We start from the raw sequence: 16,282 nt of genomic DNA, 5'->3' as shown, positions 1-16,282 counted from the left end.
AAGACGGGGAAAGCTGATCGAAAAGGTTTGGCATTTCCCGGCTCTCTTGTAGGGTCCGCACCACGACTGATGGATTTGGCGAACGACAAGGAGAGAGCCACGTGAACCCCGAAGAAATCCGCAAGCTTGAAGCCTATCTGCGCAAAAAGTTCGATTTACCGAGCATGCAGGTCCGGGCACGTCCGAAGAAGGACGACTCCGCGGAGGTCTATATCGGTGAGGAATTCATCGGTGTTATCTTCCGTGATGACGAAGATGAAGACCTGAGCTGGAACTTCCAGATGGCCATTCTCGAGATCGATCTCGACGAAGTGTAAGGCTCATCAGATAGGTTTCTAAAAGGCGGCCCAAGTGGGCCGCTTTTTTGTTGGGTCTTTAGGTGCGAAAGCCGCGAACCTTCGCTTTGATCGCCTCATCAAGCTCGCGCCAACTAGGAAGCAAGGTTTGATCGAATTGGTAGCGGATCAGCCGGCCGCCACCGGGCGTGACCGTTCGATGGCAAACCGCCTTTGCCCCGCTGCGTTTCTTGACGCACCGGGCAATAAAGCCGTCTTTGGCCTCGGGGTCATAGACGATGATATCCCGGTTCTGCGCCGCCCGGGCAGACAACATCAACATGTCCAACCCTGCTGTCGTTGGCCGCGCACCGCCGCGGGCAAGGCGCTTGTAGACAGGATCCAGCTGAGTTCTGAGTGTTTCCCGGTAAGGATCATGCTCCAGATCCACCTGGACGAGCGGCAGGGGGGTGCCGAGCTGTGCCGAGGCGTTGTCGTCGCCAGGCATCCTGAGGTCTGGCCATGTCATCAGCAAGCTGACTTGCTGGTAGTGATCTGCCTCGCCCTGTGCCGACATGCGGTGCGTTGCGGATTTGAAATAACCCGCCGGGATCCGAAAGTTGTCCGGTCCCATCGTGACACTCACCAAAGCGTGCCGGGGTGTCGATTGGAACAGCGGGGCTGCACGCATAAACCAATGATATCCGCGTTCGGCAACATGCGCGAAGGTCAGAACACACAAGGCTGTTGCCAGCATCGCGAAATGAAGTGGCTTTGCATTGGTCGGTGCTGGCAGGGTCGGCCTGATCACGTGCCGTGCCTTTCTAATGACCTAAGCTGGCACACAGTGTTCAAGAATGAGACACGTGTTTCAGCGCAGGACTGGTGCCATCCGGCGTAACTTACTAAAAACTTGAGGTTTTTATCCCGTGGCCAGACCGGCACGATGTTTGCTCTTGACCGTTTACAATTTCTTCATCACTTTCTCAGTGAAGAGGTTAACGGAAGGTTAACAGGGGCTATGCTGGATTTACTTATCGTTGGATACATTGCGTGCGCGGGGTTTGTTGCAGCCGGTCTGCTCGGAAGCCTCTACCAGCTGGTGACCAATCAACCGCCGAAATTCAACTTTTCCGGCACCACCATCTTCGGATTCGTCGCCGGTGTCCTCGTATGTGTTTTTGCCGGTCCCTTCATCATAATGCGCAATGCAATCCGCGGTCGGCGTATTGAGAACCGGCCGTTGGGGTGGCTCGTTGCCTCGTCCACCATCGCTGGCATGTGGAGCATGTGCTCCGGGCTGATGGTCATGAACGTGGCCTTGATTGTGGCCGGATACGCGTAAGCAATGCCGATCTATTCACTTGATGGAGTGCGTCCGCAGGTTCCGGACGCTGGGCGTTGTTGGGTTGCACCGACCGCAACGCTGATCGGCGACGTGCATCTGGAAGAAGAAAGCAGCGTTTGGTTCGACGCCGTTTTGCGCGGGGACAGAGAGCCAATCAGGATCGGCAAGCGGTCCAATGTTCAAGATGGGTGTGTGTTTCACGCGGATCCAGGCTATCCGCTCACGGTTGGGGACAACTGCACCATCGGCCACAAGGTCATTCTGCACGGCTGCACAATCAATGACAATTCCCTTATCGGGATGGGCGCTACGATCCTGAACGGTGCCGTGATCGGTTCCAACTGTATCATCGGGGCAAATGCTCTCATTGCCGAAGGGAAGGTTATTCCTGACAACTCATTGGTTGTCGGTGTTCCTGGAAAGGTCGTTCGCGAGCTGCCAGAGAGTGCTGCGGCGGATATTCGAAGATCAGCTGACGGTTACGTTGCCAACTGGCAACGGTATGCGGCTGGTCTGGCTGAGATCTGAACGGTCTTGCGTACCAACAGTCTCAAGGCTCTCTTTCAACTCCATCTTTTTTGCAGTTCCGAAGCTTGCAGGTTCCAAAATAGCAGGAACCGGCCTGCGGGGGCGGGCCGGTTCCCTGGATCCGGTCGTGGTAGGGATGGGGAGGGTGGGGACGCGACCGGATCGTCCTATCGGCCTGAGATCAGGCCAATCCCGAACTAGTTCGAAATGCTGCTGACTGTCGTTACGCGCGTATCCGAGATCCCGGTCCATTTGGCCGGTGAACTTGCTGATTGCCGTTTGATGTAGCGATAGGGTGTTGAGTACCAGGGCAGCACGGCTTCGATCTGATTATCGAGGATCATGTCGCCGTGATCCGTTCGGACAGTCAGGACGGCATGGCCACCGTTTTGAATGTCTTTCGCAACCGTGATCAAAAGAGCGCTTTTGGGCCACCCGGCTTCAATGAGCACACGCTGTTTTTCAAGAACGTATTCCTCGCAATCGCCGTAACCATCCACCGGAAAGGTCCAATACTCCTCTTTCCCAAAGAGGTCGGAATCTGTCATCGGGCGGACCCGGCGATTGACTTCCGCGTTGATTGCGATCAGTTCGTTCCAGCGGGTTTCTGTCAGTTTTACGACCACCGGTTCGTAGCGTTCATTCTTACAGGCCCAACTGTTGTCACGGCAGAATTGCCGGTGGCCGATTGGCGCTTTGACCGCGGCTTTCATGTCCATAAAGCGGCCAGGATCGGCATGTGCGACGGGCGCTGGTCCGAAGAGGCCAAGCAAAATCGCAGTGGTAGACAGAAATTTTCCAAGATGTTTCATCGTAACGCCCTCCCCAAGGCTGGCATTACGGTGCATTGCTGCTTTTTACTTCACGGAAATTGAGGTGATAAACTTATATTATTATTTGAATTTGTTTTGAATTTTATTTTAGTAATACTTGAATTGAATTTGAATCAAATTCGACGAAGATTTGAGTCAAATTTTATCGATCCTCCGTAAGTCGCTCAATTCGTGGTTCTTCCTCTTCGAAATGAAAATTCATCGATGCGAGTTCAGTCCGTTGGAGGTAGGCTTGCTAATCCCGAAACACTGCGTTTTTTAGCTGTGTCGAAGCTTGAAAAAAGTTGAAAAAAAACGCGTTGAGGCTGCCTGGAACGACTCGGTCAGTGTCTTGAAGACCTGATTGTGGCCAAGTGGGGCGCAGCTGGCTGCTTTGGAAGGAGGCAAGCGCCCAAACCTGAGCACGACCGATGATCTGACGAAATCTGACCGCCAGTTTGCACGTCTTCACAGAAGCCAAGTGTCGTCAGCCCTTACCAACTGCTGACGGCAGCAGAGGGACAAAACTCAAAAAGCGGATGTTTTATTTGGATTCCGGCGTCGTGATGTGGTGTTCGAGCAGCTCGCGGCTTTGAACCGCCGCAAATTCGACCGCAATCCCGCCTTCTATCTGGCGCACAACGCGGGCACGCATCTTGCCAAGCGTAATTTGATCGCCCATCTCGGGCAGGACATCCGTTGCGATTGCGGCACCTGAGAGGGATACATCGAAAATCCGGCAGACATGTTCCGTTCCGTCTGGAAGGATCATCTTCGTCATCTGGTTCTTCGGAACGAAGCGGTCATGGCGGCGATCTTCAGGAAGATTAAGTTCATCCCGGTTTGCGAGCCAGGTCAGAACGTTTGCAATCTTGTCCCGTTTGCGAACTGTGTTGCGCAGCTCGACTGCAAAGCCGCCGTCAATAAGCCGGGAAATCCGACCCTCTACGCGGCTGAGGTGGTCAAGGTATGCGACGACGCGTTCGCCGACTTTGCCAGAAACTGGGGTGATCATTGCCATGCCACCTGGTGACATGTCGATCACCTGGCACGGATACTCTCTGCGGTCTTCAAGCATGAAACGGCCAAGTATATTTACCTGAACCCGTTGATGGCGCCGGCGGTCCGTGACTTGAAGCGATTTGCTTCCCTCTGGTGCTGCTGTTGCCAATCCGGCGCTCATGCCTGCAATGTCCAAACCTGTGCGTTTTGCAACGCACTTTCCCCGATCGTGCAAAGAATCATGACAATCCTCGCAAGTACTTTAGGGGCAATGGGGTTAACGATGTGTAAGAGTGTACCCTACACATCGCCCAATATTAAGGGTTTTGACAGAGTTGTTAGGATTTGCCGCCGGAATAGACCGTCAGGTGGCCAACTTGCCGCTCTGCTCCATGCGGGAGGACTGCCGCACCCTGGGGGAGAACCGGGGTTCGCATTGGCATGTCTTCTGCGGTGAAGCGGGGCATGATCGGATTGATGTTCGAGTGGCTTGCGCCTGTGAAATACGGACGCTCATCTGGCCAGACCAGCCGCAGGCTGCTGATGGACTGTCTCAAGATCGGATGCAGACCGATCCAATAGGGCTTGTCCATTGGTACCGCGCTTCCAAGTATCCGGATTCGGCCTTCACCAGGAACGTTGAGTGGAACAAGCAGCATTTCCATCTGCAGTTCCTGTTCACGTTCCGTGTGCCCATTGATCCCAACCACTGCGGCAGCGCCGTCTTCGGTGATGGCTGCGATCAGGCTCTCTAGTGCTTCACGGTCCTTGGTGTCCCAACCTCGGAGAAAATTGCGACCTTTCAGTTCCCGGCAATGAGCAGAGCAGAGGCGCGTCCCGGCAAGACGGTAACGCACATCACTCGGTCCATTGGTCTCCAGGATGAACGTATCGCCAAGCAAACCGCGGATTTCGCCCGGATCAATTTCGCTCCGGTTCGGAGCGGGCCGAGCTCCGCGCAGAGAATCCCAATAGGAGTATAGTGTCTGGGTCACGCCATGTTTCATTTGACTTGCCTTTCGTCCCACTCCGGAGCGCTGTTTCGTCTCAAGACAGTAACTGTTTCAAAACGGGACGCTCCGTTATCCGTCCTTTTGTTTGGGTCCTACTAAGCAGGGGGTGTGCCAAGTCGCTGAAAGTATGAAAAAATCGTCGAGCAACACTTTGTTAAGGTTAATTCTTCGTAAAGCTTGCCAGCGCAGAGTGTGGCTGGCAAATTCACATCGTCTTCAGGGCATTGGTTTGTAAAACCTATGCACGTGTGAGCGCCAAAAAAAATCCTAAGGGGCGTAAAAGAACCCGAAACTGAAAAGGCGATCGCAGCAAGACACCTCAATTTGGCGCGTGGGGACGCGACCTTTTGTGGGGGGCTCAACAAACGCCGGTTATCGTTTCGATAGCCGGCGTTTTGTTATGTGCCGACAAGGGCAGGGGTAGAAACGAACCAACGCATTGACGTTCACCATGTTTCTGCAAGCGTATGCGATTGTTGACCGGCGCCCTTGTTTTGTCCCGTTGCCGGGCTACAACTTCGGGACATTGAGATGCGAGGTTCTATGAACGTTTATCAGTTTGATGAGGAGCGTAAGCGCCGCGACGAAGAGACCAAGCAGCGCGAGCGCGAGCAACGCCCTTCCGAGCCTCCGGCGCTCAATCTACCGGCTGCGATTATCTGGCTGAGCGTTGCCCTGATCGCCATTCATGTTGTGCGGACCTTTGTCATCCCGACTGGCTGGAACAACATGATGCTGTACTTCCTGGCATTCTGGCCGGTGAAATACACAGCGCTGAGCAGTCTGCAGGCGATAGACTTTGCGTCCAGCATCTGGGCATTTGTCAGTTATAGTTTCCTGCATGGTGGTGCCATGCACCTGACGTTCAATCTGCTCTGGATGGCGATCTTCGGCAGCGCCGTCGTGCGCAGGTTTGGACTTGGGCGGTTCTTGGCATTTTCTGCTTTGTGCTCTGTTGGCGGTGCGTTTGCACATCTTGCGACCCACTGGGGCGAGTCCGCGCCCATGATCGGCGCGTCAGCTGCCATATCAGGCCATATGGCGGCGGCTATCCGGTTTGTCTTTGAGATGGGTGGACCACTCGGCGTTTTCCGTCGGTCCGATCGAGGCGCGTATTTTGTACCCGCGCAGCCGCTCAGCGAGTGCTTCCGGAACCAGCAGGTTCTGGTCTTTGTTGGCGTTTGGTTTGGATTGAACATGTTCTTCGGACTGACAAGCGGTGGGCAGGCGGGGTCCATTGCTTGGCAAGCTCATATTGGCGGTTTTGTCGCCGGTTTGGCTCTGTTCCCGCTCTTTGATCCAGTGCCCCAGCGGCGGGGTTGGTAACGGGCAACGTCAAGGCTTTGCGTCGCCATATTTTTTTGCCATGATGCGGTGATCAGGGAGCCGGATGCAACCGGTCCTTGGATGCAAAGGGAGGTTTGCTTACATGACCGTTGCCGCAATCATGAAGACGAAAGGCCACGACACCATCACGGCGGATAAGTCCGCACCGGTGAGCGAGATCGCCGAAATTCTGGCGAAGAACAAGATCGGCGCCGTAGTGCTTTGTGATGGAGACCGGCATATTGAGGGCATTGTCTCGGAGCGGGACGTGGTGCGCCTTGTCGGTCTGCAAGGCGCGTCCGCGTTGTCTCAGCCCGTTTCATCAATCATGACCAAGGATGTGATGACTTGCACGGAAATGGATGCAGCAAATGAGGTCATGGGGCGCATGAACCGGGGCCGGTTCCGTCACATGCCGGTGGTGGAAGACGGCAAGCTGATTGGGGTCATCTCCATCGGCGACGTCGTGAAACACAAGATCGCCCAGGTCGAACACGAAGCTGAGCAAATGCGCAGCTACATCACGACCACCTGAGGCAGGCTTAGATCATTATCGCCGTACATTGCGAGGGCTGCCCACGTCGGTCAGCCCTTTTGCTTTGGTAGATGGCTCCGCTGTATGATCAGTTAGTTTGATTTCTTAGCTAGACTGTCGCGCCCTTATGCCTGATTGCGCATCCGACACTGCTTGCAAGAACGCCAATCAGAACGGCGATAAACAAATCAATCAGGTTGATCTCAGAGACCTGAAATCCGGCGAACAAAAAAGTCTCAACAACTCCGATTGCGGCTCCCAGAAAACCCGCCAATACCCAATTTCGGGTCATCATCCCCGCAGCAAGTCCGAGGATGCCTGGCAGGCTCAGCACATTGCCGCCGATCGTCCCGAGCAAGTCCAGAATTCCAAGCATATCTCACCTTTCTCATTCTGCCTTGAAGCCAACATCCGGTGGAGACCCAGGTCATAGTCAGGTCAAACGGCTATCAGTTTGACACCTTCTCCAGGTAGCTCCTTACTTCGGCGACCTCATTTGGCTGGTCTGGCGTCTCTTTGTTGGTTGCCTCGAGTTGTTCGATCACCTCGCGATAGCGCTCCTGATAACCGGGCGGCAGATCATGTGCGATGCCTTGGTGGCAATCGATACAGGTCATGTTGTTGTCAATGGCCCGCTGATGCTCTGAAGCTGCGCGCGTTTCTTGAACCGTAAAGTCCATGTACTTGAAATTATGGCAATTGCGGCACTCGCGACTGTCGGAGACTTTCATCTTTCGCCAGACGACCGTCGCCATTGCAATTCTGTGTTCTTCATACTTTTCCGGTGTGCTGATGGTGCCGGCTATCTCGTGATAGACGTCCTTCACAGCCATGATTTTCGCTTTGATCTTGTGCTGCCATTCATGCGGCACATGACAATCAGAGCAGATTGCCCGAACCCCGGAGTGATTGTTGTAGTGAATAGTGTTTCGGTATTCTGCAAGGTTGGTCTCCATAGTATGGCACCCCGTGCAGAACTCCTCGGTGTTGGTCAATTCCAGGGTCCAGTGAAAGCCGCCCCAAAACAGGATGCCACCCAAAAAACCGGCAAGCAGAACAAAGCCGGCGCTCAGGACCTTTGTGGGGGTCCAAAACCAATCCCACATGCGCAACAAGAAATTCCGGGACTGTTTCGTCTTTTTGGAGTCGTTCATCTATGAACTCCTGACTGAAAAGTAGTTGCTTATCGAACGGAGACTGGAGCGGATGGCTGGAAGGTGTTTTCGACCAGTGGCGGAACGTCCGCTTGAGGTACGTGACACTGATTGCAAAAGTATCGTGTGCCGGCCAGCTGATCGAGTTCGTTTCCGTCCCGGTCGAGGTAGTGCGTCATGGACAAGGTCGGCGCGCCGCGCTCACCGGCTTTCGTCCAGTCATGACAGGACAGGCATTGATTGGTGCGTGTGTCGATCTGGTACTGTGCAATAGAGTGCGGGATCAACGGCGGTTGCTGCCGGTAATTCCGTTGCATCCGGCCTTCCTTGCCTTCCCATTTGAAGTCTGGTCCAAGCCGGTTGGGCGCATCGATTGGGGTGGAGCGCATGGCTTGAACTTGTTGCTGCTGTGCGACCGCGAAGCCGACGAGACCTGTCGCAAAAAGCAGCGCTGCAAGACTTGCGAGAAATTGTTTCTTCATTGAAATCTCTCCTTACGGTCATTCGTACCGCGCAAACTCGAATACGCTTCACTGGTTCAGGCGCGTTCGACCTTGCAGGCGCATTTCTTGAAGTCTGTTTCCTTGGACAGGGGGCAGGTGGCGTCCAGCGTGAGCTTGTTGGTCAACTGGCCTTCGTCAAACCACGGCATGAAGACAAGGCCTTCAGGCACCTTGTTCCGGCCGCGGGTTGCAAGTTTGCTGCGAACCTCGCCGCGGCGTGTGGAGATAACGATCTCCTGACCGTTGCGAAGCCCTCGTTTTTCCGCGTCATTCGGGTGCATGAAGACAACAGCAAGCGGGAAAGCGCGGTGCAGCTCAGGCACCCGCTGGGTCATGGAGCCCGAATGCCAGTGTTCCAGGACACGGCCTGTGCAAAGCCAGAGATTGTACTCATCGTCCGGGACTTCAGGCGGTGCTTCATAGGGGGCAAAGATGATCTTGGCCTTGCCGTCCTTATGGCCATAAAACCGCAACCCTTCGCCCTCCGGAACATAAGGGTCATGGCCTTCACGGAACCGATAAAGCGTTTCCTTGCCGTCAACCACGGGCCATCGAAGGCCCCTTACCTCATGATATGTTTCGAACGGCGCGAGGTCATGGCCGTGATCGCGGCCAAATCCAGCATACTCTTCAAACAGACCCTTTTGGACATAGAAACCGAAATGCGCGGCATCGTCGTTTGGGTGGCCTTCTTGAGTTTCGTTTAGGGGAAATTTGTCGACTGTTCCGTTTGCGTAAAGCACGTCATACATCGTCTTCCCGCGGTGTTCGGGCATTTTCGCAAGCAGTTCTTTGCCCCAGACCTCCTCGACCGTGAAGCGCTTGGAAAACTCCATCAACTGCCAGAGATCGGACTTGGCTTCGCCCGGTGCATGAACCTGTTGGCGCCAGAACTGCGTGCGCCGTTCCGCGTTGCCATAGGCCCCTTCCTTTTCAACCCACATGGCCGTCGGCAATATCAGGTCTGCCGCAATGGCGGTTACGGTCGGGTAGGGGTCTGAAACGGTGACAAAGTTTTCCGGGTTTCTGTACCCGGGAAAGCTTTCTTCATTCAGGTTTGGCGCCGCCTGCATGTTGTTGTTGCACTGGACCCAATAGGCGTTGAGTTTCCCGTCCTTGAGCATTCTGTTTTGCAGAACGGCATGAAAACCCGGTTTGGGCGGTATTGTGCCTTCAGGAATGTTCCAAGCGGTCTCGCAGATTTCCCGGTGCTTGTCGTTGTTGACCACCATGTCGGCTGGCAGGCGATGCGAAAATGTTCCCACTTCCCGTGCCGTGCCACAGGCCGAAGGTTGACCCGTTAGCGAGAACGGTGAGTTTCCTGGCTCAGAGATTTTACCTGTTAGGAGGTGGACATTGTAACACAGGGAGTTAACCCAAGATCCACGGGTGTGCTGGTTGAACCCCATCGTCCAGAGCGACATGACCTTGCGGTTCGGGTCGGCGTATTGATGCGCGAGTTTTTCGAGCTTCTCGGCAGGCACACCGGACAACTCTGAAACCATGTCGACCGTGTACTCGGCGACGGCTGACGCGTATTCGTCCAAATCAATGGCGGTCAGTTTGCCGGAGTCTGGATGAGCGGCTTCCTGTTGCAACGGGTTCTCGGGCCGCAGACCATAGCCGATATCCGTTTCGGTCTTGGTAATGTTCACGTGCTTGGCCATGAAGTCTTCGTTCACAGAACCAGACTGAATGATGTGATTGGCGATGTAATTCAGGATCGCCAAATCCGTCTGCGGCTTGAAAACCATGCCATTGTCTGCAAGCTCAAATGACCGGTGTTCGTAGGTTGATAAGACATGGACCTGGGCACCGGGTTTCGTCAGCCGTGTGTCTGTCAGTCTTGACCAGAGGATCGGGTGCATCTCGGCCATATTCGAGCCCCAGAGCACAAACGTATCCGCCGCTTCGAAATCATCGTAGCAGCCCATGGGCTCATCGATCCCAAACGTTCGCATGAAACCTACGACCGCTGACGCCATGCAGTGGCGGGCGTTCGGATCGATGTTGTTGGACCGGAACCCGGCTTTCATCAGTTTGGCAGCAGCATAACCCTCCCAGATCGTCCACTGTCCGGAACCGAACATGCCAACACTGGTCGGCCCCTTGGCCTTGAGGGCTTCCTTCCACTTCTGTGCCATGACATCGAAGGCTTCATCCCAGCTGACTGGTTCAAACTCGCCATTTTTGTCGTACACACCATTCGTTTTGCGAAGTAGAGGATGTTTCAACCGGTCTGCGCCGTACATGATTTTGGACAGGAAATACCCTTTTACGCAGTTTAGGCCGCGATTGACCGAAGCTTCGGGGTCGCCCTGAGTTGCAACAACCCGGCCTTCCTTGGTCCCAACGAGGACAGAACACCCGGTGCCGCAAAACCGGCAGGCGGCCTTGTCCCATTTAATGTCTGGCGCTTGGATTTGTGCTTGGGCAATACCTGTTCCAAGTGGAATTCCAGCAGCAGACGCGGTTGCTGCGGCTGCGGTGGCCTTCAAAAACGTCCGGCGGGATTCAGAAATGGTCATTTGTCTGGTCTCCGGCTTGGCTTGATGAGGTGGGCAGAGAAGCGGCGCACAAAGCTTCGGATTCATCGAAATGGTGGTAGGTCAGAGACAGGGAGATAACGCCCGGGATCTGATGCAAATCCATGATCAGTTCCGATGCCATGCGGCTTGGCGTGTCTTCGACGACGACAACAAGGCGACCTCCGTCGCCAATTGCATGAACCTCGGCGCCGTCCATGGCATCTATTACAACACCAATTCTTTCGGTTGCATCCGGTGTGGTATGTACGAGGCAGCCGCATATGTTCATGTGATGGCCTCACTCATCTCTGGTTGTAAATGCTTGAACGTTACGGCATTTGCCGGGCACACATGGGCGCATGCGCCGCACCCGCTGCAACTGTCGAAATCGATTTGGGGTTCGGACCTGCCGCCCAACCCCAACTTGAAACGGATGGCGTATTGATCGCACGCGTCTTCGCAACTTCTGCAGGTGATCCCGATTTGCGAAAAACAGGTCTGCGAAATGGCAGGCTTCCAGTTCCAATCAAGGTCAAGAAGTGGATCCAAAGCCCCTGTAGGGCATGCGTTGGCGCACTCGCTGCAAAACGTGCAAAGTCCATGGGTGAAATCGATGACCGGTTGACGATCTTTCCCCATCACAATGATGTTTTCAGGACAAGCAGTTTCGCATTTGGTGCAGCCATCACAGAGGGTTGGAAAAGCATCAACCGCTCGAGGAGGACGCATGATCGTATGGTCGGGTGACCGAAGGGAGCCTTTGAGAAAGTTTCTGCGCGTCGGTTGGGCAGGGGTCATAACGCCCTCCAGCCCATGTAACAGCTTTGGGGCATGACAAAACGCACAGGTTTTACCTGCAGCTGAATGCTCAGATGCGCGTCACACTGGACCACCATGCGAGCCCTCCCAGGCATCTCTCCGGTCGCATTTGGTCAACCGCGGTGCTTATCTGCAACCGTCGGTTTGGACAAAGCTTATGCTATGTCCGCATGGTGGCGTATAGGTGCGAATACTTATGCGTTGGAAGGGAGGGAGAACATTCGGGCGACGGAAGTCGCTGCAGCTGCGCATAATCTGGTGATGCTAGAAACCAGCTGAACTTAAGACTTTCCGTAGACTTCTTTGGGGTCGTAGACTTTCTCTTTTTCTACGTTTTCCAAGCGAACGGTGCCGTCTTGTGTGTTGGAAACCTTACGGAAAAAGCAGGACCGATAACCGACGTGGCAGGTCGCGCCATTGCCTTCCACAGTGACTTTCACGACCAGGGCGTCCTGGTCGCAATCGGTGAGGATTTCTTGCACCTTCTGGATCTGGCCTGACGTTTCGCCCTTTTTCCAGAACCCTTTACGGGACCGGCTCCAATACCAGGCTTCCCCGGTTTCGATGGTACGTTTCAACGCTTCTTCATTCATGTAGCCGACCATCAGGACTTCAGATGTTTTGAAGTCCGTTACGACAGCTGCAATCAGGCCGTCCTGGTCGAATTTCGGCATCAGGCGATCGCCTTCTTCGACCGTCGCTTTGTCGGCGCGTTCGGAAATAATCAAATCAGACATGTAAACTCGATTTTGGCCATCCAAGTATCTGGATGGCCACTATAGATATGTTTATCCACGCACCAAGGTCATGAACTTGGCTTGTTCGGCAGGATCGTCTTCGAAGATGCCCGTGAACTGCGTGGTGATCGTGGAGACACCGGGTTTTTGAACACCGCGCATGGTCATGCATTGATGTTCAGCTTCCATCATAACAGCAAGGCCACGCGGAGCCAAAGCATCATCGATGGTTGAGGCGATTTGCGACGTCAGATTTTCTTGGGTTTGCAAGCGCTTGGCGAAAATGTCGACGACGCGCGCAAGCTTGGAAAGACCGACAACGCCTTCTGCCGGGTAATAAGCGATGTGTGCTTCACCGACGAACGGCAGCATATGGTGTTCGCAATGCGAATGAAACGGAATGCCGCGAACCAGCACGATGTCCTGATATCCGCCGACGTCTTCAAACGTGCGTTCAAGATGCTCGGCCGGATCTTCAAAATATCCGCCATACAGCTGTGTGATTGCTTTCACGACACGCTTGGGCGTGTCCAGCAATCCTTCGCGGTCCGGGTCATCACCGGTCCAGGCGAGGATAGTCCGCACAGCAGCCTCCGCCTCTTCACGGCTCGGGCGTTGAAGTTGATCCGGTGTTTTACGTTCGAATGTTTTTCCGACCGGCTTTAGGACAGCGTCCATAGGGATCCTCGCGATTTTACCCTTATCACTCGTCATACGGCATCCGCTCTGGCTCAGATCAAGACCTCTCGATCAAAAGGGCGCGGAGATGTAGCATACTCCGCACGAAAAGCGAACGCACAGTTTCTGAGCGGGTTAAGCCAGCGTCAAGCGCCGATCCGGCGCCTTTTCATCTGGCTGCGACCACTCTGCCCCTTGCGATATTGCTGTGGCGTCTGATCTATATATATGAAAGAAGCGTGCCGACAATGCGGCACCTGCTCACTAGCTGTCACGAAGAGGCGAGAATGCTCGACGACATCTATAATGCGAAGATCCTGGAGTTCGCCGGCAACATTCCCCGCGTTGGCCGGCTTGAGCATCCGGATGGGACGTCCAAGGCGCATTCCAAGCTGTGCGGGTCGACGGTGGTTGTCGATTTGTGCGTCAAGGATGGCGTGGTGACGGATTTCGCGCATGATGTGAAAGCCTGCGCGCTCGGTCAGGCATCGTCCTCCATTCTGGCGCAGCATGTGGTCGGCGCGACTGAAGAAGAGTTGCGGACCTTAAAGACAACCATGCATGCCATGTTGAAAGAAGGTGGGGAGCCGCCGGTTGGCCGGTTCGAGGATCTGAAGTTTTTGCTGCCTGTGCGTGAATACAAAGCTCGGCATGCATCAACGCTTCTAACGTTCGATGCGGTTGTGGGCGCGCTTGATCAAGCTGCGGCTGATACAAAGGCCGACGGCGCCGCCGCGTAATATGTGCGATCGCAGTGATCCGGCCTGATGTCAGGTTAGCCCCTTAGATGTGTTCATCCTGTGATCATAAGCCGGATCAACCCCGAAAGCTTTCAATAGCCGGATGGGCGGCAATCGGACTGATCTGGATTTACCGCCACACCCTGTCGCTCTTCATGGGACGGACCTGCCGGTATGCGCCAACCTGTTCCGACTATACGGATCAGGCCATCCGCAGGTTTGGCTTTTGGGCCGGCGGTTGGCTGGGATTGTCCCGGATCCTGCGCTGTAATCCTTGGGGCGCGTCAGGTTTTGATCCGCTTCCGGACACACTTCCCGACACTGCGCGCTGGTATTTGCCCTGGCGGTATGGCCGCTGGACGGGCGACCATATCCCTGAAGACCATCGAATGGATTGATTTCAAAACAGGAATGACGCAACGTTAATAAAAGGTTGAGCTTACCTTGCGTGAGTGCAACTCTTTCGGCCCGGCTTCTGGTGCAGGAGAGGGCAGATGAACGCGCAAGACTTCCATTTTGTGATGATCAAGCCGACGCACTACGACGACGACGGCTACCCAATTCAATGGCTTCGATCCGCCATTCCATCGAACACGTTGGCCAGCTTGAACGGGCTAGCAGAGGCGGCCCGCGAGCGCAGCGCGCTTGGTGACAATGTCCAGATTCATCTTCACACCTATGATGAAACAAACAAACGCGTCCGGCCGAACAAGATTGCGCGGGATATCCGGCGCAAGGGCGGCAAAGCGCTGATTGCCTTGGTTGGGGTGCAATCCAATCAGTTTCCAAGGGCAACGGATCTTGCACGGGAGTTCATGCGCGAGGGGCTGCCGACGGCGATTGGCGGGTTTCATGTTTCAGGCTGCATTTCGATGCTGGATGAGATGTCCGAGGAGATGGCGGCGCTGCAGGGAGAGGGCGTTTGCTATTTTGCAGGCGAGGCAGAGGAGCGGCGGCTTGATCAGGTTTTCCGGGACGCCTTTAATGATGACCTGAAGCCACTTTACAATTTCATGGCGGATCTGCCGTCGCTTGAAGGAGAGCCGACGCCGACCCTGCCAACCAAGCACATCCAGTTCACCGCCGGCTCGCATTCCAGCTTTGATATTGGGCGGGGATGCCCGTTCCAGTGCTCCTTTTGCACGATCATCAATGTGCAGGGGCGCAAGAGCCGGTTCAGGTCCGCCGATGATCTGGAGCAGATTATTCGCGACAACTATGCGCAGGGCATCGACCGGTTCTTCATCACAGACGACAATTTCGCCCGCAATCGTGAGTGGGAACCGCTGTTCGACCGGCTCATTCAATTGCGGGAAGAGGAGAAGTTCGACATCAAGTTCATCATCCAGGTGGATACGCTCTGCCACCGGATTGAGAACTTTATCGAAAAGGCAACCCGGGCCGGGGTCAACCGGGTGTTCATCGGTCTTGAAAACATCAATCCCGACAATCTGCTCGCCGCCAAGAAACGGCAAAACAAGATCACCGAATATCGGCAGATGTTGCAAAAGTGGCGTGACCACGGTGCCACCACCTATGCCGGATACATCATCGGGTTTCCGGGAGACACCAAGGAAGCGGTCTTGCGGGATGTCGAGATCATCAAGAAGGAGTTGCCGCTCGATCTTCTTGAGTTCTTTTTCCTAACGCCTCTGCCGGGCTCGGAAGATCACAAGGTCCTGCTTGAAAAAGGTATCTGGATGGATCCGGATCTCAACAAGTACGACCTCAACCACCGGGTCTCCCATCATTCGAAGATGAGCGATGATGAATGGGAGGAGGCCTATCGGGAGGCCTGGTCGAGTTATTATTCCGACAGCCACATTGAGACGGTGCTCCGCCGGGCTGCAGCCCACAAAAAGGGACGGCCGGGCAACAAGCTGTTCTTGATGATGTGGTTCAAACTGATGATCGAGTGTGAGGGCGTTCATCCGCTGGAGGGCGGTTATTTCCGGCTCAAATTCCGCAAAGACCGGCGTAGCGGGTTCCCGATCGAAAATCCTTTTGTCTTCTACCCGCGCTATGTCTGGGAGGTGATCTCCAAACACTGGGCTTATCTGTCTGCGGTTTGGCGTGTTCACCGGATCTATCGGAGGGTAAAAGCGGCGCCCGGCCGGCGCGAATATTCCGATGTGGCGATCGCACCGATGAGCGCGGACATGGAAGAAGATTTGGCGATGATCAGAGAAACGCGGGGCGGAAAAGACGCTGTTGCTAAATCCGCCCGGGACGCGTCAATCGTCAAGGCCGCGAAAAAACGTGCGCTGGCCTCTTAAGCAAACGG

At 54.8% G+C, this 16,282-nt stretch carries 20 protein-coding genes; 8 read left to right on the top strand and 12 right to left on the bottom strand.

Annotated features, from left to right (window positions below; translation table 11 throughout):
* Positions 1 to 101: 101 nt before the first annotated feature.
* Positions 102 to 317: a DUF3126 family protein gene (locus RBB44_RS21965; RefSeq protein WP_008189983.1), complete on the top strand. Its 216-nt coding sequence runs from the start codon at positions 102 to 104 to the stop codon at positions 315 to 317.
* A 58-nt stretch (positions 318 to 375) separates the two neighbouring features.
* Here the strand turns inward: RBB44_RS21965 and RBB44_RS21960 are convergent, their stop codons facing one another.
* Positions 376 to 1,086, bottom strand: a complete 711-nt coding sequence (locus RBB44_RS21960; RefSeq protein WP_306149984.1) for a hypothetical protein — start codon at positions 1,084 to 1,086, stop codon at positions 376 to 378.
* A gap of 210 nt (positions 1,087 to 1,296) precedes the next feature.
* On the opposite strand from RBB44_RS21960, the gene RBB44_RS21955 reads away from it, so the two are divergent.
* Both RBB44_RS21955 and RBB44_RS21950 read left to right on the top strand, forming a co-directional pair.
* On the top strand, positions 1,297 to 1,620 hold the full coding sequence (locus RBB44_RS21955) for a hypothetical protein (RefSeq protein WP_306149983.1): 324 nt from the start codon (positions 1,297 to 1,299) through the stop codon (positions 1,618 to 1,620).
* 3 nt (positions 1,621 to 1,623) lie between these two features.
* Positions 1,624 to 2,151 (top strand): gamma carbonic anhydrase family protein, encoded by a 528-nt coding sequence (locus RBB44_RS21950; protein ID WP_306149981.1) that lies wholly within the window; start codon positions 1,624 to 1,626, stop codon positions 2,149 to 2,151.
* Between the two features lie 197 nt (positions 2,152 to 2,348).
* On the opposite strand, the gene RBB44_RS21945 is transcribed toward RBB44_RS21950, so the two are convergent.
* The 3 genes from RBB44_RS21945 to RBB44_RS21935 form a co-directional block, all read right to left on the bottom strand.
* Positions 2,349 to 2,963 carry a transglutaminase-like cysteine peptidase gene (locus tag RBB44_RS21945; protein ID WP_306150473.1) on the bottom strand — a complete coding sequence of 205 codons (615 nt, stop codon included), beginning with the start codon at positions 2,961 to 2,963 and terminating at the stop codon, positions 2,349 to 2,351.
* Positions 2,964 to 3,507: 544 nt separating this feature from the next.
* Positions 3,508 to 4,146, bottom strand: a complete 639-nt coding sequence (locus RBB44_RS21940) for a PilZ domain-containing protein (protein ID WP_209173905.1) — start codon at positions 4,144 to 4,146, stop codon at positions 3,508 to 3,510.
* Between the two features lie 157 nt (positions 4,147 to 4,303).
* On the bottom strand, positions 4,304 to 4,972 hold the full coding sequence (locus RBB44_RS21935; protein ID WP_133946785.1) for a PAS domain-containing protein: 669 nt from the start codon (positions 4,970 to 4,972) through the stop codon (positions 4,304 to 4,306).
* Positions 4,973 to 5,521: 549 nt separating this feature from the next.
* On the opposite strand from RBB44_RS21935, the gene RBB44_RS21930 reads away from it, so the two are divergent.
* Both RBB44_RS21930 and RBB44_RS21925 read left to right on the top strand, forming a co-directional pair.
* Positions 5,522 to 6,304 carry a rhomboid family intramembrane serine protease gene (locus RBB44_RS21930; protein ID WP_306150474.1) on the top strand — a complete coding sequence of 261 codons (783 nt, stop codon included), beginning with the start codon at positions 5,522 to 5,524 and terminating at the stop codon, positions 6,302 to 6,304.
* Between the two features lie 103 nt (positions 6,305 to 6,407).
* Positions 6,408 to 6,839 (top strand): CBS domain-containing protein, encoded by a 432-nt coding sequence (locus tag RBB44_RS21925; RefSeq protein ID WP_008190618.1) that lies wholly within the window; start codon positions 6,408 to 6,410, stop codon positions 6,837 to 6,839.
* 109 nt (positions 6,840 to 6,948) lie between these two features.
* Here RBB44_RS21925 and RBB44_RS21920 read toward each other — a convergent pair whose 3' ends face one another.
* The 8 genes from RBB44_RS21920 to folE all read right to left on the bottom strand — a co-directional run bounded on the left by RBB44_RS21920 (position 6,949) and on the right by folE (position 13,258).
* Positions 6,949 to 7,215 (bottom strand): hypothetical protein, encoded by a 267-nt coding sequence (locus RBB44_RS21920; protein ID WP_209178441.1) that lies wholly within the window; start codon positions 7,213 to 7,215, stop codon positions 6,949 to 6,951.
* Positions 7,216 to 7,288: 73 nt separating this feature from the next.
* Positions 7,289 to 7,993, bottom strand: coding sequence for a NapC/NirT family cytochrome c (locus RBB44_RS21915; protein ID WP_306150475.1), 705 nt, complete (start codon positions 7,991 to 7,993; stop codon positions 7,289 to 7,291).
* A gap of 29 nt (positions 7,994 to 8,022) precedes the next feature.
* Complete coding sequence (locus tag RBB44_RS21910; RefSeq protein WP_306150476.1) at positions 8,023 to 8,475, bottom strand: nitrate reductase cytochrome c-type subunit; 453 nt, start codon at positions 8,473 to 8,475, stop codon at positions 8,023 to 8,025.
* Between the two features lie 56 nt (positions 8,476 to 8,531).
* Positions 8,532 to 11,024 carry a nitrate reductase catalytic subunit NapA gene (gene napA, locus RBB44_RS21905; protein ID WP_306150477.1) on the bottom strand — a complete coding sequence of 831 codons (2,493 nt, stop codon included), beginning with the start codon at positions 11,022 to 11,024 and terminating at the stop codon, positions 8,532 to 8,534.
* The gene (locus tag RBB44_RS21900; protein ID WP_306150478.1) at positions 11,011 to 11,313 is read right to left on the bottom strand and encodes a chaperone NapD; all 303 of its coding nucleotides are present in this window, start codon (positions 11,311 to 11,313) and stop codon (positions 11,011 to 11,013) included. Before RBB44_RS21900 ends, napA begins: the two co-directional genes overlap by 14 nt.
* The gene (gene napF / locus RBB44_RS25565; RefSeq protein ID WP_371932351.1) at positions 11,310 to 11,822 is read right to left on the bottom strand and encodes a ferredoxin-type protein NapF; all 513 of its coding nucleotides are present in this window, start codon (positions 11,820 to 11,822) and stop codon (positions 11,310 to 11,312) included. The genes RBB44_RS21900 and napF overlap by 4 nt, the downstream gene beginning before the upstream one ends.
* 302 nt (positions 11,823 to 12,124) lie before the next feature.
* Positions 12,125 to 12,580, bottom strand: a complete 456-nt coding sequence (hisI, locus tag RBB44_RS21895; RefSeq protein ID WP_306150479.1) for a phosphoribosyl-AMP cyclohydrolase — start codon at positions 12,578 to 12,580, stop codon at positions 12,125 to 12,127.
* A gap of 51 nt (positions 12,581 to 12,631) precedes the next feature.
* Positions 12,632 to 13,258 carry a GTP cyclohydrolase I FolE gene (gene folE / locus RBB44_RS21890; RefSeq protein WP_055671275.1) on the bottom strand — a complete coding sequence of 209 codons (627 nt, stop codon included), beginning with the start codon at positions 13,256 to 13,258 and terminating at the stop codon, positions 12,632 to 12,634.
* A 287-nt stretch (positions 13,259 to 13,545) separates the two neighbouring features.
* Here folE and RBB44_RS21885 point away from each other — a divergent pair, with 287 nt between their 5' ends.
* The 3 genes from RBB44_RS21885 (at position 13,546) to RBB44_RS21875 (ending at position 16,274) form a co-directional block, all read left to right on the top strand.
* The gene (locus tag RBB44_RS21885; RefSeq protein WP_306150480.1) at positions 13,546 to 13,998 is read left to right on the top strand and encodes an iron-sulfur cluster assembly scaffold protein; all 453 of its coding nucleotides are present in this window, start codon (positions 13,546 to 13,548) and stop codon (positions 13,996 to 13,998) included.
* 47 nt (positions 13,999 to 14,045) lie between these two features.
* Entirely contained in the window at positions 14,046 to 14,396 is a 351-nt protein-coding gene (gene yidD / locus RBB44_RS21880) for a membrane protein insertion efficiency factor YidD (protein ID WP_306150481.1), read from the top strand.
* 96 nt (positions 14,397 to 14,492) lie between these two features.
* A complete protein-coding gene (locus RBB44_RS21875) occupies positions 14,493 to 16,274 on the top strand; it encodes a radical SAM protein (RefSeq protein ID WP_306150482.1) in 1,782 nt (593 codons plus the stop codon).
* The last annotated feature ends 8 nt before the right edge of the window (positions 16,275 to 16,282 follow it).

This window comes from Roseibium sp. MMSF_3247, assembly GCF_030733765.1.
In the GTDB taxonomy this organism is placed as follows: Bacteria; Pseudomonadota; Alphaproteobacteria; order Rhizobiales; family Stappiaceae; genus Roseibium.
Note: the sequence above shows the minus strand (reverse complement) of the source record. Positions and strands in the feature narration are given on the sequence as shown.